Annotated in this window: 23 protein-coding genes; 7 read left to right on the forward strand and 16 right to left on the reverse strand. The window is 63.1% G+C overall.

From position 1 onward, the window contains the following. The first annotated feature begins 115 nt into the window (after nt 1-115). Nucleotides 116-667 (forward strand): GNAT family N-acetyltransferase, encoded by a 552-nt coding sequence (locus tag G520_RS0109620; protein WP_169449829.1) that lies wholly within the window; start codon nt 116-118, stop codon nt 665-667. A 44-nt stretch (nt 668-711) separates the two neighbouring features. Here G520_RS0109620 and G520_RS0109625 read toward each other — a convergent pair whose 3' ends face one another. The 7 genes from G520_RS0109625 to ccoN form a co-directional block, all read right to left on the reverse strand. Then, nucleotides 712-1,125, reverse strand: a complete 414-nt coding sequence (locus G520_RS0109625) for a YbaY family lipoprotein (protein ID WP_051229299.1) — start codon at nt 1,123-1,125, stop codon at nt 712-714. Between the two features lie 13 nt (nt 1,126-1,138). Continuing rightward, a complete protein-coding gene (locus G520_RS0109630) occupies nt 1,139-1,630 on the reverse strand; it encodes a FixH family protein (protein WP_028535473.1) in 492 nt (163 codons plus the stop codon). Between the two features lie 3 nt (nt 1,631-1,633). Continuing rightward, the gene (gene ccoG, locus G520_RS0109635; protein WP_028535474.1) at nt 1,634-3,064 is read right to left on the reverse strand and encodes a cytochrome c oxidase accessory protein CcoG; all 1,431 of its coding nucleotides are present in this window, start codon (nt 3,062-3,064) and stop codon (nt 1,634-1,636) included. 126 nt (nt 3,065-3,190) lie between these two features. After that, complete coding sequence (ccoP, locus tag G520_RS0109640) at nt 3,191-4,114, reverse strand: cytochrome-c oxidase, cbb3-type subunit III (protein WP_028535475.1); 924 nt, start codon at nt 4,112-4,114, stop codon at nt 3,191-3,193. Next, entirely contained in the window at nt 4,114-4,302 is a 189-nt protein-coding gene (locus tag G520_RS0109645; RefSeq protein ID WP_028535476.1) for a cbb3-type cytochrome oxidase subunit 3, read from the reverse strand. Before G520_RS0109645 ends, ccoP begins: the two co-directional genes overlap by 1 nt. A 2-nt stretch (nt 4,303-4,304) precedes the next feature. Then, on the reverse strand, nt 4,305-4,919 hold the full coding sequence (gene ccoO / locus G520_RS0109650) for a cytochrome-c oxidase, cbb3-type subunit II (RefSeq protein WP_028535477.1): 615 nt from the start codon (nt 4,917-4,919) through the stop codon (nt 4,305-4,307). Between the two features lie 17 nt (nt 4,920-4,936). Continuing rightward, nucleotides 4,937-6,364, reverse strand: coding sequence for a cytochrome-c oxidase, cbb3-type subunit I (gene ccoN, locus G520_RS0109655; RefSeq protein ID WP_028535478.1), 1,428 nt, complete (start codon nt 6,362-6,364; stop codon nt 4,937-4,939). A gap of 442 nt (nt 6,365-6,806) precedes the next feature. Between ccoN and G520_RS0109660 the strand changes: the two genes are divergently transcribed. From G520_RS0109660 to aroC, 4 genes are all read left to right on the forward strand, one after another. Further along, the gene (locus tag G520_RS0109660) at nt 6,807-8,585 is read left to right on the forward strand and encodes a M61 family metallopeptidase (protein ID WP_028535479.1); all 1,779 of its coding nucleotides are present in this window, start codon (nt 6,807-6,809) and stop codon (nt 8,583-8,585) included. 69 nt (nt 8,586-8,654) lie between these two features. Beyond that, the gene (gene pepN / locus G520_RS0109665) at nt 8,655-11,276 is read left to right on the forward strand and encodes an aminopeptidase N (protein ID WP_028535480.1); all 2,622 of its coding nucleotides are present in this window, start codon (nt 8,655-8,657) and stop codon (nt 11,274-11,276) included. A gap of 17 nt (nt 11,277-11,293) precedes the next feature. Beyond that, on the forward strand, nt 11,294-11,908 hold the full coding sequence (locus G520_RS0109670) for a 2OG-Fe(II) oxygenase (RefSeq protein ID WP_028535481.1): 615 nt from the start codon (nt 11,294-11,296) through the stop codon (nt 11,906-11,908). Nucleotides 11,909-11,939: 31 nt separating this feature from the next. Then, nucleotides 11,940-13,031, forward strand: coding sequence for a chorismate synthase (aroC, locus tag G520_RS0109675; RefSeq protein ID WP_028535482.1), 1,092 nt, complete (start codon nt 11,940-11,942; stop codon nt 13,029-13,031). On the opposite strand, the gene galE is transcribed toward aroC, so the two are convergent. The 3 genes from galE to G520_RS0109690 form a co-directional block, all read right to left on the reverse strand. Continuing rightward, nucleotides 13,028-14,047: a UDP-glucose 4-epimerase GalE gene (gene galE, locus G520_RS0109680; RefSeq protein WP_028535483.1), complete on the reverse strand. Its 1,020-nt coding sequence runs from the start codon at nt 14,045-14,047 to the stop codon at nt 13,028-13,030. The genes aroC and galE overlap by 4 nt on opposite strands. 79 nt (nt 14,048-14,126) lie before the next feature. Continuing rightward, entirely contained in the window at nt 14,127-15,392 is a 1,266-nt protein-coding gene (locus tag G520_RS0109685) for a TIGR03862 family flavoprotein (protein WP_246542679.1), read from the reverse strand. Between the two features lie 78 nt (nt 15,393-15,470). Continuing rightward, nucleotides 15,471-16,907, reverse strand: a complete 1,437-nt coding sequence (locus tag G520_RS0109690) for a gamma-aminobutyraldehyde dehydrogenase (protein ID WP_036665932.1) — start codon at nt 16,905-16,907, stop codon at nt 15,471-15,473. 184 nt (nt 16,908-17,091) lie between these two features. On the opposite strand from G520_RS0109690, the gene G520_RS0109695 reads away from it, so the two are divergent. Continuing rightward, complete coding sequence (locus tag G520_RS0109695; RefSeq protein WP_028535486.1) at nt 17,092-17,823, forward strand: 3'-5' exonuclease; 732 nt, start codon at nt 17,092-17,094, stop codon at nt 17,821-17,823. A 6-nt stretch (nt 17,824-17,829) separates the two neighbouring features. Here G520_RS0109695 and G520_RS0109700 read toward each other — a convergent pair whose 3' ends face one another. Continuing rightward, on the reverse strand, nt 17,830-18,039 hold the full coding sequence (locus tag G520_RS0109700; protein WP_051229300.1) for a hypothetical protein: 210 nt from the start codon (nt 18,037-18,039) through the stop codon (nt 17,830-17,832). 35 nt (nt 18,040-18,074) lie between these two features. Next, nucleotides 18,075-18,872 carry a molybdate ABC transporter substrate-binding protein gene (locus G520_RS0109705; protein WP_028535488.1) on the reverse strand — a complete coding sequence of 266 codons (798 nt, stop codon included), beginning with the start codon at nt 18,870-18,872 and terminating at the stop codon, nt 18,075-18,077. A gap of 187 nt (nt 18,873-19,059) precedes the next feature. On the opposite strand from G520_RS0109705, the gene G520_RS0109710 reads away from it, so the two are divergent. Next, the gene (locus tag G520_RS0109710) at nt 19,060-19,965 is read left to right on the forward strand and encodes a Gfo/Idh/MocA family protein (protein ID WP_051229301.1); all 906 of its coding nucleotides are present in this window, start codon (nt 19,060-19,062) and stop codon (nt 19,963-19,965) included. A 34-nt stretch (nt 19,966-19,999) separates the two neighbouring features. Here the strand turns inward: G520_RS0109710 and G520_RS0109715 are convergent, their stop codons facing one another. From G520_RS0109715 to G520_RS0109730, 4 genes are all read right to left on the reverse strand, one after another. Next, a complete protein-coding gene (locus G520_RS0109715) occupies nt 20,000-20,908 on the reverse strand; it encodes a carbohydrate kinase family protein (RefSeq protein ID WP_028535490.1) in 909 nt (302 codons plus the stop codon). Nucleotides 20,909-20,927: 19 nt separating this feature from the next. Beyond that, nucleotides 20,928-21,959, reverse strand: a complete 1,032-nt coding sequence (locus G520_RS0109720; RefSeq protein WP_028535491.1) for an ABC transporter permease subunit — start codon at nt 21,957-21,959, stop codon at nt 20,928-20,930. Between the two features lie 30 nt (nt 21,960-21,989). Continuing rightward, a complete protein-coding gene (locus tag G520_RS0109725) occupies nt 21,990-23,486 on the reverse strand; it encodes a sugar ABC transporter ATP-binding protein (RefSeq protein WP_028535492.1) in 1,497 nt (498 codons plus the stop codon). A 99-nt stretch (nt 23,487-23,585) separates the two neighbouring features. Then, a complete protein-coding gene (locus G520_RS0109730) occupies nt 23,586-24,530 on the reverse strand; it encodes an ABC transporter substrate-binding protein (RefSeq protein WP_028535493.1) in 945 nt (314 codons plus the stop codon). Between the last annotated feature and the right edge of the window lie 426 nt (nt 24,531-24,956).

The raw sequence follows: 24,956 nt of genomic DNA on the forward strand, positions 1-24,956 counted from the left end.
GCTATCTATAATGGGGGCTGGCACGGGGGCGCTAAACGGGGAGCGGCGTGCCACGCCGCTTTTGAGGCATAATTCGACTTGGGTGGCCATGTCGGCCGCCGTCCTGGACCGAGCGATGAGATTCAAAATTGAAACCGCAGTGTCGACAGACGTCTCCAGCATCATGGAATGCATTTCCGAATGCATCCAGCAGATGCGCACCCGCTCGGGCAGCAGTCCCTGGGATGAGGTCTACCCCAATCGCAAGTCCGTCGCGCAGGAGATCAAGATCGGCAGCGTTTACGTCGTCCGGCATCAGGGGGCGGCGATCGCGTCCATCTGCATGGACGAGCGTGAACCGGCCAATTACGACGAGGTGCCGTGGCGCTTTCGTGAAGGGCGTACCCTGGTTCTGCACCGCTTGTGCGTGCATCCCGGCTACCAGAGACTGGGACTGGGCAGTGCGCTGGTGGCTTTCGCCGACCGGCACGCACAGCGCCTCGGATATGGTCATATCCGGGTGGACGCCTATACCGGAACCCCGCATGTGATCGGGCTCTATCGCGCCTTCGGCTATGAACCGGTCGGCTATACCCTGACTTTTCCGCGCCGCTGTCTGCCGTTCGAGTGCCTGGAGAAGGAAACGGAAGCGACGCCGCTCTACTATCCCTTCGTGACGCGCGAGTAAGGCAAGACGCGCGCGGGCGCGTCTTGCGGCGGCAATGCGCGCTCTTACTTGACGCCCAGCATTTTCACTTCGATCGCCGCAACCGGGTGCGCGGCACTCAGGTCGACAGGGGCCGCATGCGGACTCTGCAAGCGCAGCTGTCCATCGACGAAGATTTCGACTTCCAACTGGTAATGTCCGTCGCTCTTGACTGCCTGCCGGTCGTAGATCAGCGAGAACGGAGCCGGGAAACGGGCGGGCCGCTCGAGGGTCTGTTCCGCCAGCAGCCGGGCCGGAGCGCCGTCGCGGCTGACGTCGAGCAGGCGGATCTGAACGGCGGTTGTGGCGGCAGGCAGGGCGACCGGGCTGATCACCTGGCCGGAGACGGTGGCGGGCTGGTAGTGTCCGGTACTGGCGCAGGCGGCCAGCCAGACGGTCGCGCCGGCGATCAACAGCCGGCGCGCAAGGTCATGCATCATCAGGTTCTCTCCATCATGAAGCCGCGCCCAGGCGGATCGCGCTTTCCCCTTCCGGCGACCACTCGCCGGCAAGACGCCAGCGGTGTGACGCATCTTCCAGAACGATATGCCAGTGACTGGCGACGGTGGCGGCGCGTTCGCCCTGGTAGCGGTTGTTTGCGACCCGGGTCAGAAGCAGGGTCTGGTCCCGGTCGGCATGACCGGGGTGCCGCAGGTGCAGGGTCAGTTGCGCTGGCAGTGTACCGCGGGTGTCGACGGCAAGCGAGCGGCCATCGGCGCTGACATGGATCGTCGCTGCGAGGCCGAGCCGGGCCGCCTCGCGTTCGCGGGCATCGCTGCGGCTGATTTCCTGACCCTGGCGCTCGTAATCGTCGGCCACCGGGTTGTCGAAATTCGTGCCCAGCACATGCAGGGTGATGCCCGCCGCGATCAGCACCGCCAGCGGTCCGGCCAGAATCAGCCACGGCCAGAGGTGGCGGTACCAGGGTTTGGAGGGCGTCGTCATGGCTTATTCCCCGATGAAACTCGATTTTTCCACGCGCCGGATCGCCGGATCATCGGTCGACTGGATGAAGAAGTGAATTTCATGCCCGCCGCGGCTCGCGTATTGCGGATCAACCTGAACGCGCAAGGTGGTGGTTTCGGTTTCCGTGCCCTTGACCGTGACGATCGGACTGTCGCTTTGCATCTTGATTCCGGGCAGACCTTCGACACGGATCTTGAAGTGCTGGGGCTGCTCGGAGGTGTTGACGATGCGGATGGTGTAGGCGTTTTCCAGCAGTCCGTCGTTGGTCTCGCGCACCAGCGAGGCGCGGTCGCGGATGACGTCGGCTTTGAACGGTTGGCGCAGCAGCAGCGAAACCACCACGGCGCTGATGATGGTCGTCAGCAGGATCGCGTATACGATCACGCGCGGACGCATCAGGTGCTGGCGGATCTGCTTTTCGCCATATTTGCCTTCCAGCGCATTCTCGGTGGTATAGCGTATCAGTCCGCGCGGGTAGGACATCTTGTCCATGACCTCGTCGCAGACGTCGATACAGGCGGCGCAGCCTATGCACTCATATTGCAGGCCATGGCGGATGTCGATGCCGACCGGACAGACTTGAACGCACAAGCTGCAGTTGATACAGCTGCCGAGACCGGCCTGTTCGGGATCCGTGCCTTTCTTGCGCGCGCCGCGCGGCTCGCCGCGCTTCTCGTCGTAGGAAATGATCAGGGTGTCGGCATCGAACATCACGCTCTGGAAGCGCGCATAGGGGCACATATACTTGCACACCTGCTCGCGCATGTGGGCGGCGAACAAATAGGTGAAACCGCCATAGAAAAAGGTCCAGAAGATTTCCCACGGGCCGTAGTCGAAATGCGGCAACGCGGCAGTCAAGCTGCGGATGGGCGTGAAATAGCCAACCAGGGTGAAACCGGTCCACAGCGAGAACAGCAGCATGATCGCATGCTTGGTCGTCTTCAGCCGCAGTTTGCGCACGCTCATCGGCGCCTGGTCCAGCTTGATGCGTTTGCTGCGGTCGCCTTCCACCCATTGCTCTATCCACAGCATGATTTCGGTGTAGACCGTCTGCGGGCAGGCATAGCCGCACCACAATCGGCCGGCGATCGAGGTCCAGGCGAACAGGCCGAAAGCGCTGCACATCAGCAGGGCCGACAGGTAGAAGAAATCCTGCGGCCAGATGGTCAGCCCGAACAGATAGAACTTGCGGTTGACCATGTCGAAAAACACGGCCTGCCGCCCGTTCCAGTCCAGCCACGGCAAGGCGTAGTAGGCGAGTTGGGTCATCACCACGAACAGAATGCGCCAGTTGTTGAATAGTCCCTTGACCGAGCGCGGGTAGAGTTTGCGATGCGGGGCGTAGAGCGAAACCGGGGCGGAGCCGGGTCGGCTTTCCACCCTGACCGGGATATCCTTCAGTGAATCAGGCATGTTTTTTCCCGTAAGGCGAGCGCGCCGCTTCCGGCGAACCGGAGGCGGCGAAATGTGCGGTATATCGAGTGATTATAGACAGTCCGTTGCGGCCGGCCCGCGGCGATCGGCGGGCCGGCCGGCAACTTATTGCGCCGCGTGCGTATTGTTGGACAGACTCCAGACATAGGCGGCCAGCAGATGCACCTTGCCGTCGCCCAGGAAGTCCTTCCACGCCGGCATCTGGTTGGTGCGTCCGTTGGTGACCGTTTCTATGATGGTCTTCTCGGTGCCGCCATACAGCCAGTTGCCGCTCGGGTGCGTGAGGTTGGGGGCGCCGATGGCGGTATTGCCGTGACCGTCCGGACCGTGGCAGGCCGCGCAAACCGTCTTGAACGTTTCCTGCCCGCGCAGCGCGCGGTCGGCATCATGCTTTTTGCCCGACAGCGACAGCACGTAGTTGGCGACATCCTTTACCTTTTCCTCGCCGAAAGCGGCCCCGAATGCCGGCATCTGCCCGCGGCGACCGCCCTCGATGGTCGTCTGGATGGTGGCAGGATCTCCGCCGTATTGCCAGTCATGCTTGACCAGATTGGGGAAGCCCTTGGCGCCGCGCGCATCGGAGCCATGGCACTGTACGCAGTAGGTCTGGAACAGGCGACGCCCCATTTCCTGGGCATTGGGGTCGGCGGCCACGACTTTCAGATCCTGCTTCAGGTACTTGTCGTACAGCGGTTGATACTTGGCCTCCGCCTGCGCACGTTCTTCGGTGTACTGACCGACCGAGGTCCAGCCGCGCAGACCCGCCCACTGGCCAAGGCCGGGGTAGAGGATAAGGTAGCCGACGCCGAAGAACAGCGTCAGATAAAACAGCATCATCCACCAGCGCGGCAGCGGATTGTTGAACTCCTCGAGGTCGCCGTCCCACACATGTCCGACGGTGGTGACTTCTTCCCCCGACTTGAAGGTGGTTTTCGACTGCGTCAAAAGCAGGATAAACAGACCGGCGATGCCGCCGATCACGATCACGGAGATGTAGATTCCCCAGAAACCGCTAACGAAATCACTCATTATTTTGCTCCGTTGGAAGGCTGCGTATCCGCGTTTTGAACCGGATCGTCGTTATCGTCGACAATCATGTTGGCGGCCTCTTCGTAGCGTTTCTTCGATGATTTGCTGTATGCAATCACCGACACCACGGTAAAGGTCGTCACGCAAAACGCGGTAAACAGCTCACGTCCCAGATTGGCCCAGTCCATGATCAGTGCACGTTCTTCAGTGCCAGACCCAGACCTTGCAAGTAGGCGATCAGCGCATCCTGTTCGGACTTGCCTTCGACTTCCGCCTTTGCGCCTGCGATTTCGGCATCGGTGTACGGGACGCCCACCCTGCGCAGCGCCTTCATCTTCAGCGGCGCGTCCTCGGCGTCGGCCAGATTCCTGGACAGCCACGGGAAGGCCGGCATGTTCGACTCCGGAACCACATCGCGCGGGTTGTTCAGGTGGACGCGGTGCCATTCATCCGAATAGCGCCCGCCGACACGGGCCAGGTCCGGCCCGTTACGCTTGGAACCCCATTGGAACGGGTGGTCGTAGACGGATTCGCCCGCGACCGAGTAGTGTCCGTAGCGCTCGGTTTCGGCGCGGAACGGACGGATCATCTGCGAGTGGCAGAGATAGCAGCCTTCTCGGATGTAGATGTCGCGACCTGTCAGTTGCAGGGCGGTGTAGGGCTTCAGTCCGGCAATCGGCTCGGTGGTCGATTTCTGGAACATCAGCGGTACGATTTCCACCAGCCCGGCAAAGCTGATCACGATCAGGGTGAACACGATGAGAAAGCCGACATGTTCTTCTACGAGTCTCTGGATCTTTTCCATTTGTGTCTACCTTTGCCTCAGGCGTGGTGTTGCACGCCAACGGACGGGATTTTAGCGTCGACAGCCTGACCCGCACGGATGGTGCGGAACACGTTGTAAGCCATCAGCAGCATGCCGGACAAATAGAGCAGGCCGCCCAGCGCCCGGACCGTGTGGTAGGGATAGGTCGCTTTCACCGCTTCGACGAAGGCGTAGGTCAGGGTGCCGTCCGGATTGACCGCACGCCACATCAGGCCTTGCGTCACGCCCGAAATCCACATCGCGGAAATGTAGAGCACCACGCCGACGGTGGCGATCCAGAAATGGACTTCGACCAGTTTCATGCTGAACATCTGTTCGCGGCCCCACAGGCGCGGAATCAGATAGTAGATGGAACCGATGGTAATGAAGCCGACCCAGCCGAGCGCCCCCGAGTGCACATGGCCGATGCCCCAGTCGGTGTAATGCGACAGTGCATTGACGGTCTTGATCGACATCATCGGTCCTTCGAAGGTCGACATGCCGTAGAACGACAGCGACACGACCAGGAACTTGAGGATGGGATCGGTGCGCAGCTTATGCCAGGCGCCGGACAAGGTCATGATGCCGTTGATCATGCCGCCCCAGCTAGGCGCCAGCAGGATCAGCGAGAACACCATGCCGAGCGACTGGGTCCAGTCGGGCAGGGCGGTGTAGTGCAGATGGTGCGGACCCGCCCACATATAGGTGAAGATCAGCGCCCAGAAGTGCACGACCGACAAGCGGTAGGAGTAGATCGGACGCCCGGCCTGCTTCGGAACGAAGTAGTACATCATGCCGAGGAAGGCGGCGGTGAGGAAAAAGCCCACGGCATTGTGGCCGTACCACCATTGCACCATTGCATCGATGGCGCCGGGGTAGACCGAGTAGGACTTGAGGAAGGTCACCGGGATGAAGGCGCTGTTTACGACGTGCAACAGCGCTACCGCCAGAATGAAGGCGGCATAGAACCAGTTGGCGACGTAAATGTGCTTCACCTTGCGGATGGCCAGCGTTCCGAAGAACACATAGGCGTAGACCAGCCAGATGATGGTGATGAGAATTTTGATCGGCCATTCCATTTCGGCGTATTCCTTGCCGAAGGTGTAGCCGAGAGGATAGGTTATCGCGACCGAGACGACGACCAACTGCCAGGCCCAGAACGTAAAGGCGGCGAGCCGGTCCGAAATCAGACGGACGTTACAGGTGCGCTGAACCACATAGTAGGACGTGGCGAACAGACCACAACCCCCGAACGCGAAAATCACGGCGTTCGTATGCAGCGGGCGTAGACGGCCAAAGTGGAACCAGGGCCCGAAATTGAGCTCGGGCCACACCAGCTGGGCCGCAATGATGACGCCCACCAGCATGCCGACAATGCCCCAAACGACGGTCATTACGGCAAACTGGCGCACCACCTTATAGTTATAAGTGGATTGCGTTTCCATGTATTGTTTCTCCAAGGTTGCGAACTCAGAACATTACAAACCGTGGCGGCTTGAAATCTGCCCCTGCGCCCCAACGTCATGAAACAGCAGGGGTGCCGCATGAATCCCTAGCTTGAGCATACCCAAGCCTGTTTTATTATTTCCGGGATAGTCGGTCTGAAGCCGCTTACCTACCTCTCCTGCGAGGGTATTGTTCCCGTATTTCAGCTATGTATTCTAAGTCAATAATTCATGCCACCCAAAGAATACAAGCCGTTCTGGTCTTCACCACATATTTGCAAAGAACTGATGCGGAATGTGCTGTCTACGCACGCTCCGTCACGAAACATTATATTGTCATGTTTTGTCCTTCCCTTGATGTGTGTCAAATCTCGGGGGGGCGGCGCCCGCCACTCGCGACAGTGGTAAAATCCTTTTTTTCTGCCCGACAGGTTTCTCCGTCATGACCGCGTCTGTACAGTACCGAATCCAGCCCATTTCTCTTGAAGCCCATCTGTTCGACGTGACGGTGACGGTTCCCCGTCCTGCGAAGAAGGGGCAGGTTTTCTCGCTGCCGGCCTGGATTCCCGGCAGCTATATGATTCGTGAGTTCGCGCGCCATATCGTGCGGCTGGAAGCGACGTCGGACGGTCGCCCGGTGGGGGTGAGCAAGCTCGACAAACACAGCTGGCAGGCCGACCCGGTCAAGGGCGAACTCAGCCTGCACTATCAGGTCTATGCTTTCGACCTGTCGGTGCGCGGCGCCTATCTCGATACCCGACGCGGCTTTTTCAACGGCTCAAGCGTGTTTGTGCAGGTGCAAGGTTATGAAGCCTCGCCGTGCGAGGTCGAGATTGTCGCCCCCGCCGGGCGGGGCGAGTGGCAGGTCGCGACCAGCCTCAAGGCGCGCGAGGTCGGGAAAAAAACCGGGTTCGGACGCTATCGCGCGCAGAACTACGACGAACTGATCGATCACCCGGTCGAGTTGGGTGCCTTCACCCGCGTCACGTTCCGCGCCTGCGGTGTGGCGCACGAATTCGTGGTCTCCGGCGAGTTCAGCGCCGATCTGAAAAGGCTCACGCGCGACGTCAAGAAAATCTGCGAGTGGCAGATCCGCCTGTTCGGCGAACCCGCGCCTTTCGATCGCTATGTCTTCATGCTGTTCGTGGGCAAGGATATCTACGGCGGGCTCGAACACCGGGCCTCGACGGCCCTGGTGGCCAATCGCAACGATCTGCCGCAAGCCGGTGTCAAGGAGATCGGCGACGGCTATCTGCGCCTGCTCGGGCTGATCAGCCACGAATATTTCCATAGCTGGAACGTCAAGCGCATGAAGCCGGCTGCGTTTGCTCCCTACGACCTCGCGCGCGAGGGGTATACCCGCCTGCTGTGGGCATTCGAGGGCGTGACGTCGTATTACGACGATCTGGCCCTCGTGCGCAGCGGCGTCATCGACGCCGATCGCTATCTCGGCTTGCTCGCACAGACCATCACCGGCGTCGAACGCACGGCAGGCCGGCGCGTGCAGACGCTGGAAGAGGCCAGTTTCGACGCCTGGATCAAGTATTATCGCCAGGATGAAAACAGTCCCAACAGCCTCGTCAGCTACTATACCAAGGGGGCGCTGGCCAGCCTGGCGCTGGATTTGCTTATCCGGCGCGAGACGGCCGGCTCGCGCTCGCTGGACGATGTCATGCGCCTCGTGTGGGCCAAATGGCGACGCGACGGGCAGGGGCTGGCCGAAGACGAATGGGAACGGCTGGCGGAAGAAGCCACCGGGCTCGATTTGAAGCCCTTTTTCGATCGCGCCTTGCGCACGACCCAGGACCTGCCGCTGGCCGAGTTGCTGGCGACGCAAGGCGTCACGCTGGCTTTCGACTCCGCGGCGACTGCCACGGACAACGGGAGCGTCGGTGCCGCCGACCTCACGCGCCCTGCGCGGCCGACCCTGGGAGTCAAGACGGCGGCCGACGCACTGGGGCTGCGGCTGACCCATGTCCTGGATGGCTTGCCGGCCCAGGCCGCCGGCTTGTCGGGCGGCGATGTGGCGATTGCCGCCGGGGGGTTGCGTGTCGCCGACGCCGACTCGCTGGCGGCTCGTCTGGTGATCGGCAGCAAGCTCAAGGTGCATGCTTTCCGGCGCGACGAACTGATGACTTTCAATGTGGTGCCGGTCGCGGCGCCGCAGGATACATGTCGCCTGAGCCTGGCCCAGGGCGGCGCCGGCTGGCTCAAACAATGAAACAGCGAACCCCGCCCCGCCGTGCGTCACGAGCGCGCGGCGCCGGCGTTTACCACTATGAGTAAATCCATGGCCCAGCAACCGCAAATCAAGTATCTGAAGGACTATTCCGCACCGGCATTCCTGATCGACCGGGTGGATCTTAAATTCGATATCCAGGACGACATCACTCGCGTGCAGTCGCGCCTGGTGGTCAACCGCAACGACAAGGCGGCGGCAAGCCGGGAACTCGTGCTGTCCGGCAGCGCACGACTGACGTCGCTGACGCTGGACGGCGAACGGCTCGCCGCCGGGCGCTACCGGCTGGAGGACGAGACGCTGGTCGTGAACGAGGTTCCCGACAGTTTCATCCTGGAGGTGGAAACCGAACTGGCACCGGCGGCCAATACCAGCCTGATGGGCTTGTATGCGTCGAACGGCAATCTGTTCACCCAATGCGAGCCGGAGGGGTTCCGCAAGATCACCTATTACCTCGACCGGCCTGACGTGATGGCCCGCTTTACCACCACCATCATTGCCGATCGCCAGAAATACCCGATTCTGCTCAGTAACGGCAATAAGGTGGGAGAAGGCCTGAGCGACAAGAAGCGGCACTGGGTAAAGTGGGTCGACCCCTATCGCAAGCCATCCTATCTGTTCGCCATGGTGGCCGGCCGCCTGTCGGCGCTGAAGGATCGTTTCGTCACCATGCGCGGGCGTGACGTGGCCCTGGAAATATGGACCGAACCCGCCGATCTGGACAAGGCGCGCCATGCGATGGAGTCGCTCAAGCGCGCGATGGCGTGGGACGAGCACCGCTTCGGCCTGGAGTACGATCTCGATATCTATATGATCGTCGCCGTCGGCGACTTCAATATGGGGGCGATGGAGAACAAGGGGCTCAACGTCTTCAATACCAAATATGTGCTGGCGCGGCAGGATACCGCCACCGACACCGACTTCGAAGGTGTCGAGCGGGTGATCGGGCATGAGTACTTCCACAACTGGACCGGCAACCGCGTCACGTGCCGCGACTGGTTCCAGCTGTCGCTGAAGGAAGGATTGACCGTTTTCCGGGATCAGGAATTCAGCTCGGACATGACCAGCGCGGCGGTCAAGCGCATCGAGGATGTGAAGGGGCTGCGTGCGATGCAGTTTCCGGAGGATGCGGGCCCGACCGCACACCCTATCCGGCCTGACAGCTATATAGAGATGAACAATTTCTACACCATGACGGTGTACGAAAAAGGGGCCGAAGTGGTGCGCATGTACCAGACGCTGCTCGGCCGCGACGGTTTCCGCAAAGGGCTGGATCTGTATTTCCGCCGCCACGACGGCCACGCGGTGACGTGCGACGACTTCCGCGCCGCGATGGCCGATGCCAGCGGCGTCGATCTCGATCAGTTTGCGCTATGGTATAGCCAGGCGGGCACCCCGCGTCTCGACGTCGTCGGCGACTACGATGCCGAAGCGCGCGAATACCGCTTGACCGTGCGCCAGTCCTGCCCGGCGACGCCGGGCCAGGACGTCAAGCTGCCGTTCCATATTCCGCTGGCGCTGGGTCTGGTCGGCCGCGACGGTCGCGACGTGCCGTTGACGCTGGCCGGCGAGCTCGAGGCCGGCGCGGGCACGCGCGTGCTGGACGTCAAGGCGGCCGAGCAGACCTTTACCTTTGTCGATATTGAATCGGAGCCGGTGCCATCGCTATTGCGCGGTTTTTCCGCCCCGGTCGAGCTTTTCTTCGACTGGAGCGACGAAGCGCTGACTTTCCTGATGGCGCACGATAGCGACAGCTTCGCGCGGTGGGAGGCGGGGCAGACGTTTGCCCGCCGTCTGTTCCTGCGACTGATCGGCGATGCGGAGCAAGGGCGCGAACTGGCGCTGCCGCAAGGCTTCGTCGCGGCTTTGCATGCGATTCTGAAAGACCATGCCGCCGACCCCGCATTCAAGTCCCTGATGCTGGCGCTGCCGGGCGAGGCCGAGATTCTCGAGATGGTTACCGTGGCCGATCCCGCGCTGATCCACCGCGTGCGCGAGTTCGTCCTCGCGCAACTGGCGCTGCAACTGCGTGCCGAGTGGCGCGAAGCGTACGATCTCAACCTGACGCGCGAGTATCGCCCGCAGGATGCCGGCCGCCGTGCATTGAAGAACCACGCGCTGGCGATGCTGTGCCGCCTTGCCGATGCCTGGCCGCTGGAAACGGCGCGCGAGCAGTGCATGAAGGCCGACAATATGACCGATCAGCTCGGCGCCCTGCTGGCCTTGCGCGATCGCGACGGCGAAGAACGCAGCGACTGCCTCGATGCGTTCTCCGAGCGCTGGGCGGGGGATGCGCTGGTGATGGACAAGTATTTCTCTCTGCTGGCATCCAGCCAGATTCCGTGCACGCTTGAGCACGTCAAGTCGGCGCTGTCGCATCCGGCGTTTTCGCTGAAGAACCCGAATAAGGCGCGTGCGCTGCTCGGCGCCTTCGCACGCAATATGCCGCATTTCCATGCCGCGGATGGCAGCGGTTATCACTTCCTCGCCGATCAGGTGCTGGCGCTGGATGCGATCAATCCGCAGGTTGCGAGCCGGGTGGTGCAGGCATTCAATCGCTGGAAGAAGCTGGAGCCGGGGCGGCAGGCGCTGATGAAGGCCGAACTGGAGCGTCTGGCTGCGGCCGAGTTGTCGCGCGACGTGTACGAAATCGTTTCCAAAAACCTGGAGTGAGCGCGCGAGGGAGTGCGATGACGGCGGATGCGTTCGGTACGATGCTGGAGCCGTTCGCCGAAAACGGTTTCCAGGTGTTGCCGGGTTTTCTCGATGCCGCCGTCTGCCGGATGCTCGATGCCGAGTGCGAGGCGCTCGTCGCGGCCGGGGGCTTTCACCCGGCCGCCATCGGCCGCGCCGGCGGGCGGCGGCACGATAGTGTCGTGCGCTCCGACCTGGTGTCCTGGCTGGACGGCGCGAGTCATCTGCCCGGACAAGCCGCGTATTTCGAGCGTATGGAAGCGTTGCGCGCCGAGGTGAACCGCAGCCTGTACCTGGGGCTGAACGGCTTCGAAGCGCATTTCGCGATCTATCCGCCCGGTGCGTTCTATCGGCGCCATCTCGACCGCTTTCGCGACGACGACGCGCGCACGCTGACCGCCGTGCTCTATCTGAATCCCGGCTGGCCGGCCGATGCCGGAGGACAGTTGCAGGTCGAGCTCGACGGCGGCAGCGTATCGGTCGAGCCGGAGGCGGGGACGCTGGTGCTGTTTCTCTCCGATCGCTTCTGGCACCAGGTTCTTCCCGCCACGCGGCCACGGCACTCGATTACCGGCTGGTTTCTGCGCCGCAATGCGGCACTGTGCTGGTAGAATCGCGCTAAACAGATAAAGGGGCAGGACAATGTCAGGCAATAGTTTCGGCTTGCTATTTTGTGTGAGCTCGTTCGGCGAGAGCCATGGGCCGGCCATCGGTTGCGTGGTCGACGGCTGCCCTCCGGGGATGGCGCTGAGCGCAGAGGATATTCAGCACGATCTCGACCGGCGCAAGCCAGGCACCAGCCGTCATGTGACCCAGCGGCGCGAAGCGGATCTCGTCGAAATCCTGTCCGGCGTGTACGAGGGCAAAACCACAGGTACCCCGATTGCCTTGCTGATCCGCAACACCGATCAGCGCTCGCGCGACTATGGCTCCATCGCGTCGACATTCCGCCCCGGTCATGCCGACTACTGCTACTGGCACAAATACGGCGTGCGCGATCCGCGCGGCGGCGGGCGCTCTTCGGCGCGCGAGACGGCGGTGCGGGTCGCGGCCGGCGCGATCGCCAAGAAGTGGTTGCGTGAACATTTCGGCGTCGAGATCCGTGCCCACCTGACCCAGATCGGGACGATCGCCATCCCGTTCCGCAGCTGGGACGATGTGGCTGGCAATCCTTTTTTTGCCGCCGATGCCGCGATCGTGCCGGAACTCGAAGCCTATATGGACAGCGTGCGCAAGGATCTCGATTCGGTGGGGGCGCGTCTGCGCGTGGTGGCGAGCAAGGTTCCGGTCGGGTGGGGCGAGCCGGTGTTCGATCGTCTCGATGCGGACATTGCGCATGCCATGATGGGGATCAATGCCGTCAAGGGGGTCGAAATCGGTGCCGGCTTTGCTGCTGTGGCGCAGCGCGGCAGCGAGCATGGCGACGAATTGACGCCGCAGGGCTTCGCCAGCAATCATGCAGGCGGCGTGCTCGGCGGCATATCGACCGGGCAGGACATCGAAGTCAGTATCGCGATAAAGCCGACATCGAGCATCGCCACGCCCCGCCGTTCCATCGACCTGGAAGGCCGGGAGGTGACGATGGAGACCCATGGCCGGCACGACCCCTGCGTCGGCATCCGCGCGGCGCCGATCGCCGAGGCGATGCTGGCCCTGGTGCTGATAGACCATGCACTGCGCCATCGCGCCCAGTGCGGCGATGTCAGGGTCGCGACGCCGCGTATCGCCGGCTAGTCGTCGGGATAGCCGTCCGGGTTGCCCTGCTGCCAGCGCCAGCTGTCGCGGCACATCGCATCCAGATCGTGTTGCGCGCGCCAGCCGAGCACCGCGTGCGCGAGCGAAGGGTCGGCATAGCTGCAGGCGATGTCGCCGGCGCGGCGTCCGACGATCCGGAACGGGATCGCGCACCCGCTGATGCGGGAGAACGCGGCGACCATTTCCAGCACCGAGTAGCCGGTGCCGGTTCCCACATTGAGCGTCTGCACGCCGGCCTCGCGTTCGAGCGCTTGCAGCGTCTTGACGTGGGCGGCGGCCAGATCGACCACATGGATGTAATCGCGCACCCCGGTTCCATCCGCGGTCGGGTAGTCGCCGCCGAAAATGTTCAACTGTTCCAGTTTTCCGATCGCCACCTTGCTGATATACGGCAGCAGGTTGTTCGGCGTTCCGTGAGGGTCTTCGCCGATCAGCCCGCTTTCATGCGCGCCGACGGGATTGAAATAGCGGAGCAGCCCGATGCGCCATGCCGGCTCGGCTGCGGCCAGGTCGCGCAGCATCAGCTCCATCATGTATTTGCTGCGGCCATAGGGATTGGTCGGCCCGAGCGGAAACGACTCGGTGACGGGGACGGTGTGCGGATCGCCATAGACATTGGCCGAGGAACTGAATACCAGACGCCGGACGCCGGCACGGCCCATGCACTCGAGCAGCGTCAGGCTGCCGCTGATGTTATTGTCGTAATAACGCAACGGTTCGCTCAGCGACTCGCCGACCGATTTCAGACCGGCGAAATGAATGACGGCGTCGATGGCATGCGTGGCGAACAGGGTGTCCAGCGCCACGCGATCCCGGATGTCGCCACGATGGAACAGCGGTTCGCGGCCGGCGATGCGGGCGACCCGGCGCATGGCTTCGGGCTTGCTGTTGCTGAAGTTGTCGAGCGCGACCACCTGATGCCCGGCGGCAAACAGCTCGATGCAGGTATGCGTTCCGATATAACCGGCGGCTCCGGTGACCAGGATGGTTGCCATGGCGTCTTTAAGCTCCGCAAAAAAGCTGATTAACGGATTCTATCAGATTCCATGTTGCAAGCATGATGACATTGTCGATTCAGCCGGGCGTCGATCGCCTTCCCAGCCAGTCGAGCATTCCCTCGGCCGCGTGGCGTCCGCTGGCGAGGCAGGCCGTCAGCAGATAGCCGCCGGTCGGCGCCTCCCAATCCAGCATTTCGCCCGCACAAAACACGCCCGGCCGCGCGAGAAGCATCAAGCCGGGGTCCAGAGCCGCGAAGCGCACCCCGCCGGCGCTGCTGATGGCTTCGTCCAGCGGCCGCGGCGCGGTCAGGCGCAAGGGCAGGCACTTGATCGACTCCGCCAGCCGGCCCATATCCTGAAAATCGTCCCGCGACAGGCACTCGCGCAATAGCGATGCCTTGACGCCTTCGATACCGGTCTGACGGCGCAGATGATTCGCGATCGAGGCCGAAGCCCGCGGTCGACCCAGCTCGCCTCTCAGCCGCGCGAGGTCGCGGTCGGGAGCGAGATCGAGATAGAGCGTCGCCGAACCTTCGGCCTCGATGCGGTCGCGCAAGGCCGCGGACAGCGCGTAGACCAGGCTGCCTTCTATCCCGCCGGCGGTGATCACGCACTCGCCGCGGCGCCAGTTTTCGCCATCCGGGCTGGCGGCCACCGACTTGAGCGGCGCGCCTGCAAAACGCGAGCGCAGGACTTCGCTCCAGCCGATATCGAACCCGCAGTTGGCCGGTCGCAGCGCGGCGACGTCGATGCCGTGTCCGCGCAGCAGTCCGACCCAGGCCCCATCGCTGCCGAGCTTGGCCCAGCTGCCGCCGCCCAGGGCGAGCAAGCACGCGTCGGCCGAATGGACGGTCTCGCCGTCAGGGGTCGCGAAACGCAGCGCGCCCTGCGGGGTCCAGCCTTGAAAACGGTGGCGGACATGCAGCACGAGTCCGGCCTCGCGCAGGCGCTGCAGCCAGGCGCGCAGCAAGGGCGCGGCTTTCATCTCGACCGGGAAGACGCGCCCCGAACTGCCGACAAAGGTGTCGATACCGAGCCCATGCACCCAGTCGCGCACTGCCTGCGGACCGAAGCGCTCGAGCCAGGGACGTATATGGGCCATGCTGGCGCCATAGCGCGCGACGAAGGCGGCGTAGGGTTCCGAATGGGTGATGTTCATGCCGCCGACGCCCGCCAGCAGGAATTTGCGCCCTGGCGAGGGCATGGCGTCGTACAGGTCGACCGCGGCGCCCTGCGCGAGCAGCACTTCGGCGGCCATCAGGCCGGCCGGGCCGCCGCCGACGATGGCAAGGCGTGGAGAGGAGAGGTCGGGCATGGTCGCAATGCGGAGAAGTTGGGGCAAGGCCGCAATTATAAGGGATAGCGGCGCCTTGCGGCGGATATCGGGCAGAGTCCCGGTGCGGCGCACCGGGAGCGCCGCTCAGTGCTTCAGCATGATATGGCGGATGCAGCTGTAGTCTTCCAGCGCCGAGATCGACAAATCCTTGCCATAACCGGAGTGCTTCATGCCGCCATGCGGCATCTCGCTGAGCAGCATGAAGTGGGTATTCACCCAGGTGCAGCCATACTGCAACTGTGCCGAGACCCGCATGGCGCGGCCGGCATCGGAGGTCCACACCGAACTGGCCAGGGCGTAATCGGAATCGTTGGCCCAGGCGACGGCCTGCATCTCGTCGTCGAACGGCGTTACCGACACCACCGGTCCGAACACCTCGCGCCGTACGATTTCGTCGTCCTGCCGCGCGCCGGCGAGTACCGTCGGCAGATAGAAGAAGCCCGGGCCTTCCACGACGGCTCCGCCGGCGACAACGTCGATATGGGCTTGTTGCGCGGCACGCTCGACGAAGCCGGCTACCCGATCGCGCTGGCGCCCTGAAATCAGCGGCCCCATTTCCACGCCTTCCCTATCCTGCCGGCCATAGCGGATCGAGGAAACCGCATGTCCGAGATCGGCGACAAAGCGCGCGTATACGCCTTTTTGCACATACAGGCGGCAGGCGGCAGTGCAATCCTGACCTGCGTTGTAATAGCCGAAGGCACGGATGGCTTCCACCGCCGCCTCCAGATCGGCATCGTCGAAAATGATGACCGGCGCCTTGCCGCCGAGCTCAAGGTGCGTGCGTTTGAGGGTGGGGGTGGCGGCTTCCAGCACCCGCTGCCCGGTGGCGATATCGCCGGTGATGGAGATCATGCGCACCTGCGGTCGGGAAATCAGCGTTGCCCCCACGCTGGCACCGTTGCCTAGCACCAGATTGAACACCCCGGGCGGAAAGAGGGCCGCCGCGAGCTCCGCGAGCTTAAGCGCCGACAGCGGTGTCAGTTCGGAAGGCTTCAATACCACGGTATTGCCTGCCGCCAGCGCCGGCGCCATTTTCCAGGCTGCCATCAACAGCGGATAGTTCCACGGCGCGATGGAGGCGACGACACCGAGCGGGTCGCGCCTGACCATGCTGGTATGTCCGGCCAGGTACTCGCCGGCCAGGGCCCCGGTCTGAGCGCGCACCGCGCCGGCAAAAAAGCGGAAAACATCGGCCACCGCCGGCAGTTCGTCGTTCAGTACCAGATGATGGGGTTTGCCGCAGTTGAGCGATTCCAGCTGCGCAAATTCGGGCGCGTGTGCATCGATCGCATCGGCCAGTTGCAGCAGCATGCCGGCCCGTTCGCGCGGGGGGGTTCTGCCCCAGGCCGGGAAAGCCGCCTGCGCCGCCGCGACGGCTTCCTCTACCTGGGCGGGCGAGGCCGAGGCGATTTCGACGATCAGCCCGCCAGTGGCCGGGTCGAGGATGCGTTCCTTGTCGCCCTGTCCGACGACGAAGTCGTCACCTATCAACATCCGGGTATTCAATGGGTGTTCCATGCTCGCTCCTCGGTACGGGTCGTCAGCGACAAGAATGGGCGCTGCCGTCATCGGCAGTGCGTCACGGCAATGGCCGGTGGCAGCAAAGTGTGCGCAAGTATCGTGCCCGGCCCGTATCGATGCCCGCCACAGGACCGGGTGAGTTATCATTTTGCCATCGCGACCCTCACTCAAGTGGATCACCATGCTGCTTCTTGGAATCGATCTGGAAACCGGGGGGGCTTTCAATGTCCCGCTGGAAAAGAATTTCATCACCGAAGTCGGGCTGGTGCTGTGGGATACCGATTTTGCACAGCCGGTCGATATTGTTTCGCTGCTGATCAAGTCCGAGCATGCGGTCGCCCCCGAAGCGGCCGAGTACACCGGCATCAGCGACGAGTTGCTGAACCGCCACGGCCGTCCCGCCGATATCCGCACCTTGCAGCCGATCGCCACGCTGATGAAGGAAGCGGACTATATCGTCGCTCACAACGGGCGCGAGTTCGACCGCCCGCTGCTCGAGGCCCTGTTCAGCCATTTCGGGCTCAAGATGCCGGCCACGCCGTGGCTGGACACCCAGTTCGACATCGATTATCCGCGCAGCTGCGTGAGTCGCAGCCTGATCTATCTGGCCGGGTTTCACGGCATGGTGAATCCGTTCCAGCACCGGGCGGTGACCGATGTGCTGACCATGTTCACCATTCTGGCGCGCTACGACATCGAACATGTGATTGCCAACAGTCAGCGCAAATGGCTGGTGGTGCAGGCCAATGTCAGCTACGAAGAGCGGGAGAAGGCCAAGGAGAAAGGCTTTCGCTGGCAGAGCGACGGTGGTCGCGTTTATGAAAAATGCTGGGTTAAGCGTATCCGCGAAGATCATCTGCCCGCGCTGCAGAGCGCGTGCGAGTTCAATCTGACCGTGCTCGAACGACGCTAGATGTGTCTAGGCCGTGCCAGCCGCGCGTTTGGGCCGGAAAAACTGGCACGACTGTCCCGAAGCGTCCACCACGTCAAAAATCGGCGCGCGCCGGCTTTTGAAGTTCATCGCACGGCAGGCGTAAGCGAAGCGGGCGTCATGGGTGATGTAGTAGTGGGCGCAGCGGCGGCAAAGCGGCGCTGCTGCGCCCGTGGCGATGTCCTGCGGCAAATCCATTCTCCGTAGCGCGCGGCGCCTGCCGCGATCGCCGTTCAGGGCCGTCCGGTCTGTGGCTCGAAACCCCAGCGTTCGAGAATCGCCTGCGCCGGTTCGGACAGCATGAACAGCGCGAGCCGCGCGGCGTCGGGCGAGCTTTTCCGGAGCACGGTCAGGCCGTAATCCGCGCGTTGCGCGAGCGCCGGCGGCATGTCGACCACGGTCAGGTCGACACCCTCGCGCCTGGCCTGGCGTCCGGTGGTGCAATAGGCGATGAACAGGTCGGCCTGGCCACTGTCGAGCAGGTAAGGTATCGCGTTTTTGCCTGCCGGTACAGGGGCCGCCGCCGGGCCGCCGACCAGCGACAGGGCCTTGGCCTTGAGGCGGGCTTCGGCGCGGCCCTGCAGGGCCTCCGCCTTGGCGAAAACGGCCCAGGTGTAGTCGCCGGCGGGGTCCGCTCCCGGCGTCGATGTGCCGAGCTTGAGTGTCGGATCCAGCATCTTGGCCAGCAGGTTGCCGCTTGTCAGGCCGAGGGCGGGTTTGGCCATCGCGCACAGGCGGTTGCCGGTAAAGCGGACCGCGAACTCGGCGCGGCCGTCCGCCACCAGCTTGTGCGGTTGCTTCATGTCGGCCGAGGCGAACACATCGGCGTTGCCGCCATGCTCGATCCGTTCGCGCATGAGGCCCGCCGGACCGAATTCGGCGTGCACCGCAATACCGGTGCCGGCGGTGAAGGCGGCATCGATTTCGCGCAGCGCGCCTTGCAGGCTGCCGGCGGCATACAGGGTCACGTCCGCCTGGGCCATGGAGGCGGCGGGCAACAAGAGGGCGAGTATGAGGGCTTTCGATGGCATGCAGGCTCCAGTGTGAGCGGGATGGAGGGGACACGGAAATTGTAGGCATGTCGCTGCCGCGGCGACAGGGCCGGGCCTTGATCTGGAGCAGGCGAAGCGGGGGAGGCGCGGCATGGCCGGACGTCTCCTGGCCGCTCCAAGCCATGAAGGCCTACAATGAACCCCGATATCACGACAGGATGAGTTCATGCGCAAGGTGCGGGTAGCGATCGTGGGACTGGGCGGGATCGCGCAGAAAGTTTATCTGCCGATTCTATCGCGGGCCCGGCAGTGGGAACTGGTCGGGGCTTACTCGCCCGACCGGCAGAAGACGACGCTGCTGTGTCGCGATTACCGTATTCGCCCCTTTGCCTCGCTCGCGGAACTGTCTGGCGAATGCGATATCGCTTTTGTCCACAGTTCGACCAGCAGCCATTACGAAGTCGCGGATTTTTTGCTGCGTCACGGTGTGCATGTCTATGTCGACAAGCCGTTGGCCGATACGCTGCCGCAGGCGGAGGCGCTGCTTGAACTCGCGCGTCGCCAGCGGCTGGGATTGATGGTGGGCTTCAATCGCCGTTTCGCACCCTTTTATCAGCCCGCCCGGCAACTGATGACGGCTGCGGCGTCGGTGCGCTTCGAAAAGCATCGCCTCGACGGTATCGGCAACAGCCTGCGTTTCACGCTGTTCGACGATTACCTGCATCTGCTCGACACGGTTCTGTGGCTGTGCGACGGCGAGATGACCCTGTTGGCCGGACAGATCAATGCCAGCACCGATGGCGAGTTGGTGTTTGCAAGCCATGTCTTTCGCCACCGCGATGCGATGGTGACCATTGCCATGCACCGGGCGGCCGGCACGCGGATGGAAACGCTGGACGTGGTGGCACGCGATACGGTGTTGCGCGTCAGGGACCTGAACCGGATGGAGCAGGAGCTGAGAGGGACGACCCGGGTCGAGAATGCCGGCAACTGGCAAAGCGTACTCGAGTTGCGCGGTTTTGCGCCCATGGTCGAGCATGTTCTCGAGTGCGTCGCCAACCAGACTGAGGCGAGCATCGGCGGCGAGCAGGCATTGATCGCCCAGCGCTGGATGGAAAACCTGCTGGCCTGACGCCCGCCCGGTAGCAGGGGCGGGCGTTTTGCGATCAGGCCGACTGCACTGCCCGGACTTCGTCCCGGGTCGGCGAGTGCGCGCCGGCATGGAGGCAGGCGACTGCCGCGCTGGCGGCGGCAAAGGCCAGTGCCGCGGTGATCGTCGTCTGCGGTGCGGTCAGCGTGGCGACGATCCAGCCGGCCAGGCTCGCGTCGCCGGCGCCGACGGTATCGGCCACCGCGACCGGGTAAGCCGGCTGTACCGTTTCCTGGCCCGCGCTCACCAGTCGCAGGCCTTTTTCGCCTTCGGTGAACAGAATGCGCGCCGACGGGTTCCATTGCAGCAGCCGCGCGAGCCCTTCGCGGGCGCTCAAGCCCGGCAGCAGCCGGGCCAGATCTTCGTCCGACAGCTTGATGTCGCTGGCGAGTTTCACCATTTGCTCGAAGACCGGCTGGTAGGCCTCATCCATCAGATTGCGCCAGTTGGGGTCGAATGTGATGCGCTTGCCGCGTGCATGCGCGGCCCGGGCAACCACGAGCAGACGTTCGGCCAGAGGCTGGCGCGCGAGGCTGATCGATCCGAAATGCAGTACCTCGGCCGCGTCAAGCCAGCCTGGCGGCAGCGAGTCCGGGTCGAAGGCCAGGTCGGCCGAGTCGCCGCCGGCGAAGAAATAGCGCGGCGGATGCTGCGACGGAACCAGCGCCAGAAACGGCGGCTTGGCCGCGCGTTGCAAAAAGCGCAGGTCCAGCCCCGCTGCTGCCGTCGCCTGCGCGAGCTCCTCGCCGAGATCGTCTTCGCTGACGGCTCCGGCGAAGGCGGCGGCGACGCCGAGGCTGGCGACGGCGCGCGCCACGTTCCAGCAGGCGCCGCCGACCCGGCTGTGCCAGACGCCCGGGGCGACTTGCAGAAAATCGGTGAGGGCCTCGCCGAAGACCACGACCCGCGGCAGTGTTGCGTTCATTGCGTTATCGCTCCCGTATTCAATTCGCGGCACTGTGTTTCTGGCGCCATTTGTCCAGGATGACCGCCAGCACGATGACGATGCCTTTGGCCACGTATTGCCAGAACGAGGACACCCCGAGAATGGTGAGTCCGTTGTTCATCACGCCGATGATCAGCGCGCCGATGACCGTGCCCCAGATCGAACCTATGCCGCCCGACAGACTGGTGCCCCCGAGCACGACCGCCGCGATGGCGTCCAGCTCGTAGCCGGTGCCCCAGTTGCCGTTGGCGCCATAGAGGCGGCTGGCCGACATCGCGCCGGCCAGGCCGGAATACAGGCCGTTGATCGAGTAGACGAACAGCAGCACCAGATTGACCTTGATGCCGGTCAGGCGCGCGGCCTGAGGGTTGCCGCCGACCGCGTAGATATGCAGCCCGAGTACCGTGCGTTTCAGTATGAACCAGGACGCGATCGCGACGGCGGCGGCGAGCCAGACCAGCCAGGGGATGGCGAACAGGCTGCCATTGCCTACCCATTCGAAGCTCGGGATGTCGTTGTTGAGTATGGTGGTGCCGTCTGCGAACAGATACGCGGCCCCGCGCAGGGCGGTCATGGTGCCGAGGGTCACGACGAAGGGATTGATCCCGAGAAAGGATACCATCGAGCCGTTGAGCATCCCCATCGCGAGCCCGGACAGAATGAATACCGGCAGGGCGAAGGCCTGCGCGTGCCCGGGCATCGAGGTCAGCATGCCGAGCACGGCGGCGACCGCGAGCATCGAGCCGACCGACAGGTCTATCCCCGCCGTCAGGATGACGAAGGTCATGCCCGAGGCCAGTACCAGATTGATCGAAGTCTGACGCAGAATATTCAGCGTGTTGTCCATCGTCATGAAGTTGGTGCTGCCGTCGTCGCTGAAGTGCAGGGCGAGCAAATAGAAACCGAGGTAGAGCAGGACCAGAACCGGCAGCATGCCGATCCGGCGGAACAGGCCGCCCGCGCGCCGCGCGCTCGCGGGGCCGGAAAAGGCGCTGCGGTCGACTTGCCCGCTGCTGGATGATGAGGACATTGTCATTCTCCTGAAGGTGGGGTGGGGCGCTCAGGCCGCCTGGTGGTGGGTGGCCAGGGTCATGATCGCTTCCTGGCTGACGTCATCGCCGTCGAGTTCGCCGGCGATGACGCCTTCGCGCATCACCAGGACGCGGTGGCAGACGCCGATCACCTCGGGCAGTTCGCTGGATATGCAGATGACGGCCACGCCTTGTGCCGCCAATTCATGGATGATGCGGTAGATTTCGACCTTGGCGCCGATATCCACGCCGCGCGTGGGCTCGTCCAGTATCAGCACCTTGGGGCGGATGGCGAGCCAGCGTGCCAGCAGGACTTTCTGCTGGTTGCCGCCGGACAGTCCGCCAACGATGCCTTCGCTGCCGGAGACCTTGATCGCGAGCTGATCGATGGCCTTGCGCGTCAGCGCGCGCAAGGCCGGATGGTCGAGTACGCCGGCACGCGCATGCTCGTGCAATACATTCATCGCGGTGTTTGCCGTCGCCGACAACTGCAGAAACAGCCCTTGCCCCTTGCGGTCTTCCGGCAAATAGCCGATGCCGAGGCGGATGGCGTCCAGCGGTTGCTTCACCGTGACCTCTTTGCCGTCTATCAGCAGGCGGCCTTCGCTTTTGGCGTCGGCTCCGAAGATCAGTCGCGCCAGTTCGGTGCGCCCGGCGCCGACCAGACCGGCCAGGCCGAGGACTTCGCCGGCGCGAACGGCGAACGAGGCCGATTCGACTTTGCTGCTCTTGAAGCCCTGAACCTCGAGCTTGACCGCGCCGAATCCGGTTTGGCTCTTGGGCGGGTAGAAATCATCGAGCGCGCGCCCGACCATCATGCGCACCAGCGTCTGTGGCGAGCTCTCGGCGCGGGTCAGACTGCCCACATAGCCGCCGTCGCGCAGCACCGTGATACGATCGGCCAGCTTGTAGACCTCGTCCATGCGGTGGCTGATATAGATGATGGCCATGCCGTCGTCGCGCAGTTTGCCTATGACTTCGAACAGCTGTGCACTCTCGCGGTCGGAAAGGGCGGCTGTGGGTTCGTCCATGATCAGGACGCGGCCTTCGTGCGCGAGTGCGCGGGCGATTTCGACTTGCTGCTGATCGGCGATGCTCAGCTGGTGTGCGGGCGTTGTCGCGCCAAAGCGGGCGCCCAGCCGTGCGAGGACTTCTTCAGCGCGGCGGTTCATGCTTGCATGATCCACGCGTCCGAGGCTCAAGCGCGGCTCGGACCCCATGAAAATATTTTCGGCTACGGTCAGATTGGGGGCGACCGACAGCTCCTGGTAAATCAGATTGATGCCGGCCTCGCGGGCGTCGGCCGGACAGGTGATGCGTATCGGCTTGCCTTCCAGCCGCACTTCGCCTGCATCCGGCTGATAGACGCCGGATAGTACCTTCATCAGTGTGCTTTTTCCGGCTCCGTTTTCGCCCATCAGGGCCAGCACTTCATGGCTGTGCGCGGTCAGGTTGACCTGATCGAGCGCGCGGGTGGCGCCAAAGCGTTTGCTGATGCCGGACATTTCCAGGACCACTCGGCTCATGGCAACTCCTTGTTCGCCGGGGGCGGCGAGTCGTGAACAGGCGAAAGGGACTCCGTGCGCGGCGGCAGACCGTGTCGCCGCGCACGGAACCGTTCGGGATCAGTGCTTGGCCCAGCCGGTATAGCTGGCCACGTTATCCTGGGTCACCAGCGGCGTCGGGATCAGTACGACCGGCTGTGCCGGGCGCTTGCCGTTCAGGATGTCGAAACCGATGCGCACCGCCTTCTGCGCCATCAGATACGGGTTCTGGGCGGCAGAAGCGGCAAACAGCCCCTTCTTGTTCTTGAGCGCACCTTCTGCATCCGGTGCGCCGTCGACCGAGGTAATCAGCTTCACGTCGCTACGCCCAGCCTGCTTGATCGCCAGCTCGGCGCCGATGGCGGTCGGGTCGTTGATGGCGAATACCGCATCAATTTTCTTCTGTGCGGTCAGCAGGTTAGCCATGATCTCCATTCCGCCGTCGCGGCTGCCGCGACCATCCTGATTGAATGACAGCAGTTTGATGCCGGGGGCCGCCGCCAGTACCTTCTTGCAGCCGGATACGCGCGAAATCACGGCCGTGACAGGCGGGCCGTTCACGATCACGACATTGCCCTTGCCGTTCAGTTTTTTCACCAGATACTTGCATGCTTCCTCACCCGCCATGCTGTTGTCCGACATCACCGTGGCATCGGCACCTTCGGCACCCACATCCACGGCCACCACCGCGATGCCCGCCGCGCGCGCCTTTTTCAGTACCGGAGCGATGCCCTTGGGGTCCGAGGCATTGATCAGAATGATGTCGACCTTGTTGGCGATGAAATTCTCGATCTGGCCGACTTGGGTGTTGAGATCGTACTTGCTGGAAACGGTCGTGACCTTGACACCGGGGCCACCCAGTTGTTTGGCGACCTCTTCCGCGCCTTTGCTGATGGCGACGAAGAAGGGGTTGGCCAGATCACCGACGGCGACGCCGACCGATTTGAGAGGATGGGCGGCGGCAAAGGCGGGCGTTGCAAGGGCACAGGACAGTGCGGTGGCCAGTAGCGTGTAGCGAAGTTTCATGTCGTGACTCCGTTTGGATGGTTGGCGAGACCGGCGCAGAGGCGAAATGCGCCCGGTGCTCCATTCCCGCCACGGCGGGAAATCCTGTTGTTGTGACTTCATCGTTCCCAGCGAGTCCGGCAGCGCGCCGCTTGTTTTACCTCGCTGTTGAAAACGATTACAACGCGACTCGGACCTTTCTGTCAAAACCTTGTGCCTCTATCATGTATAGACTGTGGTAATTATGCACATTCCTAATTGGAATGCATTGGCGGCATAACGTCGTTTTTAGCCGATGTAATCCATGGATTGAACAGGAAAACCTATATTTTCACGCGTAGCATCATATAAAGTACATTTTTTATAGATCGTTTGGATGTGGCTTTCATTCTCTTAGCCTGGAGCTGACAAGCAAAATACCGGTGCATATTTCCGTGTTTAAGGTAT

The organism is Paludibacterium yongneupense DSM 18731 (assembly GCF_000422925.1).
In the GTDB taxonomy this organism is placed as follows: Bacteria; Pseudomonadota; Gammaproteobacteria; order Burkholderiales; family Chromobacteriaceae; genus Paludibacterium; species Paludibacterium yongneupense.

What these genes read in the sequence shown, in the direction of transcription:
- G520_RS0109645 (WP_028535476.1), bottom strand. Translation starts at nt 4,302, where the DNA reads ATGGACTGGGCCAATCTGGGACGTGAGCTGTTTACCGCGTTTTGCGTG.
- G520_RS0109730 (WP_028535493.1), bottom strand. Translation starts at nt 24,530, where the DNA reads ATGAAACTTCGCTACACGCTACTGGCCACCGCACTGTCCTGTGCCCTT.
- pepN (WP_028535480.1), top strand. Translation starts at nt 8,655, where the DNA reads ATGGCCCAGCAACCGCAAATCAAGTATCTGAAGGACTATTCCGCACCG.
- G520_RS0109660 (WP_028535479.1), top strand. Translation starts at nt 6,807, where the DNA reads ATGACCGCGTCTGTACAGTACCGAATCCAGCCCATTTCTCTTGAAGCC.
- ccoO (WP_028535477.1), bottom strand. Translation starts at nt 4,919, where the DNA reads ATGGAAAAGATCCAGAGACTCGTAGAAGAACATGTCGGCTTTCTCATC.
- G520_RS0109625 (WP_051229299.1), bottom strand. Translation starts at nt 1,125, where the DNA reads ATGATGCATGACCTTGCGCGCCGGCTGTTGATCGCCGGCGCGACCGTC.
- G520_RS0109620 (WP_169449829.1), top strand. Translation starts at nt 116, where the DNA reads ATGAGATTCAAAATTGAAACCGCAGTGTCGACAGACGTCTCCAGCATC.
- G520_RS0109720 (WP_028535491.1), bottom strand. Translation starts at nt 21,959, where the DNA reads ATGTCCTCATCATCCAGCAGCGGGCAAGTCGACCGCAGCGCCTTTTCC.
- G520_RS0109670 (WP_028535481.1), top strand. Translation starts at nt 11,294, where the DNA reads ATGACGGCGGATGCGTTCGGTACGATGCTGGAGCCGTTCGCCGAAAAC.
- G520_RS0109700 (WP_051229300.1), bottom strand. Translation starts at nt 18,039, where the DNA reads ATGGATTTGCCGCAGGACATCGCCACGGGCGCAGCAGCGCCGCTTTGC.
- G520_RS0109725 (WP_028535492.1), bottom strand. Translation starts at nt 23,486, where the DNA reads ATGAGCCGAGTGGTCCTGGAAATGTCCGGCATCAGCAAACGCTTTGGC.
- G520_RS0109715 (WP_028535490.1), bottom strand. Translation starts at nt 20,908, where the DNA reads ATGAACGCAACACTGCCGCGGGTCGTGGTCTTCGGCGAGGCCCTCACC.
- ccoP (WP_028535475.1), bottom strand. Translation starts at nt 4,114, where the DNA reads ATGAGTGATTTCGTTAGCGGTTTCTGGGGAATCTACATCTCCGTGATC.
- ccoN (WP_028535478.1), bottom strand. Translation starts at nt 6,364, where the DNA reads ATGGAAACGCAATCCACTTATAACTATAAGGTGGTGCGCCAGTTTGCC.
- G520_RS0109630 (WP_028535473.1), bottom strand. Translation starts at nt 1,630, where the DNA reads ATGACGACGCCCTCCAAACCCTGGTACCGCCACCTCTGGCCGTGGCTG.
- galE (WP_028535483.1), bottom strand. Translation starts at nt 14,047, where the DNA reads ATGGCAACCATCCTGGTCACCGGAGCCGCCGGTTATATCGGAACGCAT.
- G520_RS0109690 (WP_036665932.1), bottom strand. Translation starts at nt 16,907, where the DNA reads ATGGAACACCCATTGAATACCCGGATGTTGATAGGTGACGACTTCGTC.
- ccoG (WP_028535474.1), bottom strand. Translation starts at nt 3,064, where the DNA reads ATGCCTGATTCACTGAAGGATATCCCGGTCAGGGTGGAAAGCCGACCC.
- G520_RS0109695 (WP_028535486.1), top strand. Translation starts at nt 17,092, where the DNA reads ATGCTGCTTCTTGGAATCGATCTGGAAACCGGGGGGGCTTTCAATGTC.
- aroC (WP_028535482.1), top strand. Translation starts at nt 11,940, where the DNA reads ATGTCAGGCAATAGTTTCGGCTTGCTATTTTGTGTGAGCTCGTTCGGC.
- G520_RS0109710 (WP_051229301.1), top strand. Translation starts at nt 19,060, where the DNA reads ATGCGCAAGGTGCGGGTAGCGATCGTGGGACTGGGCGGGATCGCGCAG.
- G520_RS0109705 (WP_028535488.1), bottom strand. Translation starts at nt 18,872, where the DNA reads ATGCCATCGAAAGCCCTCATACTCGCCCTCTTGTTGCCCGCCGCCTCC.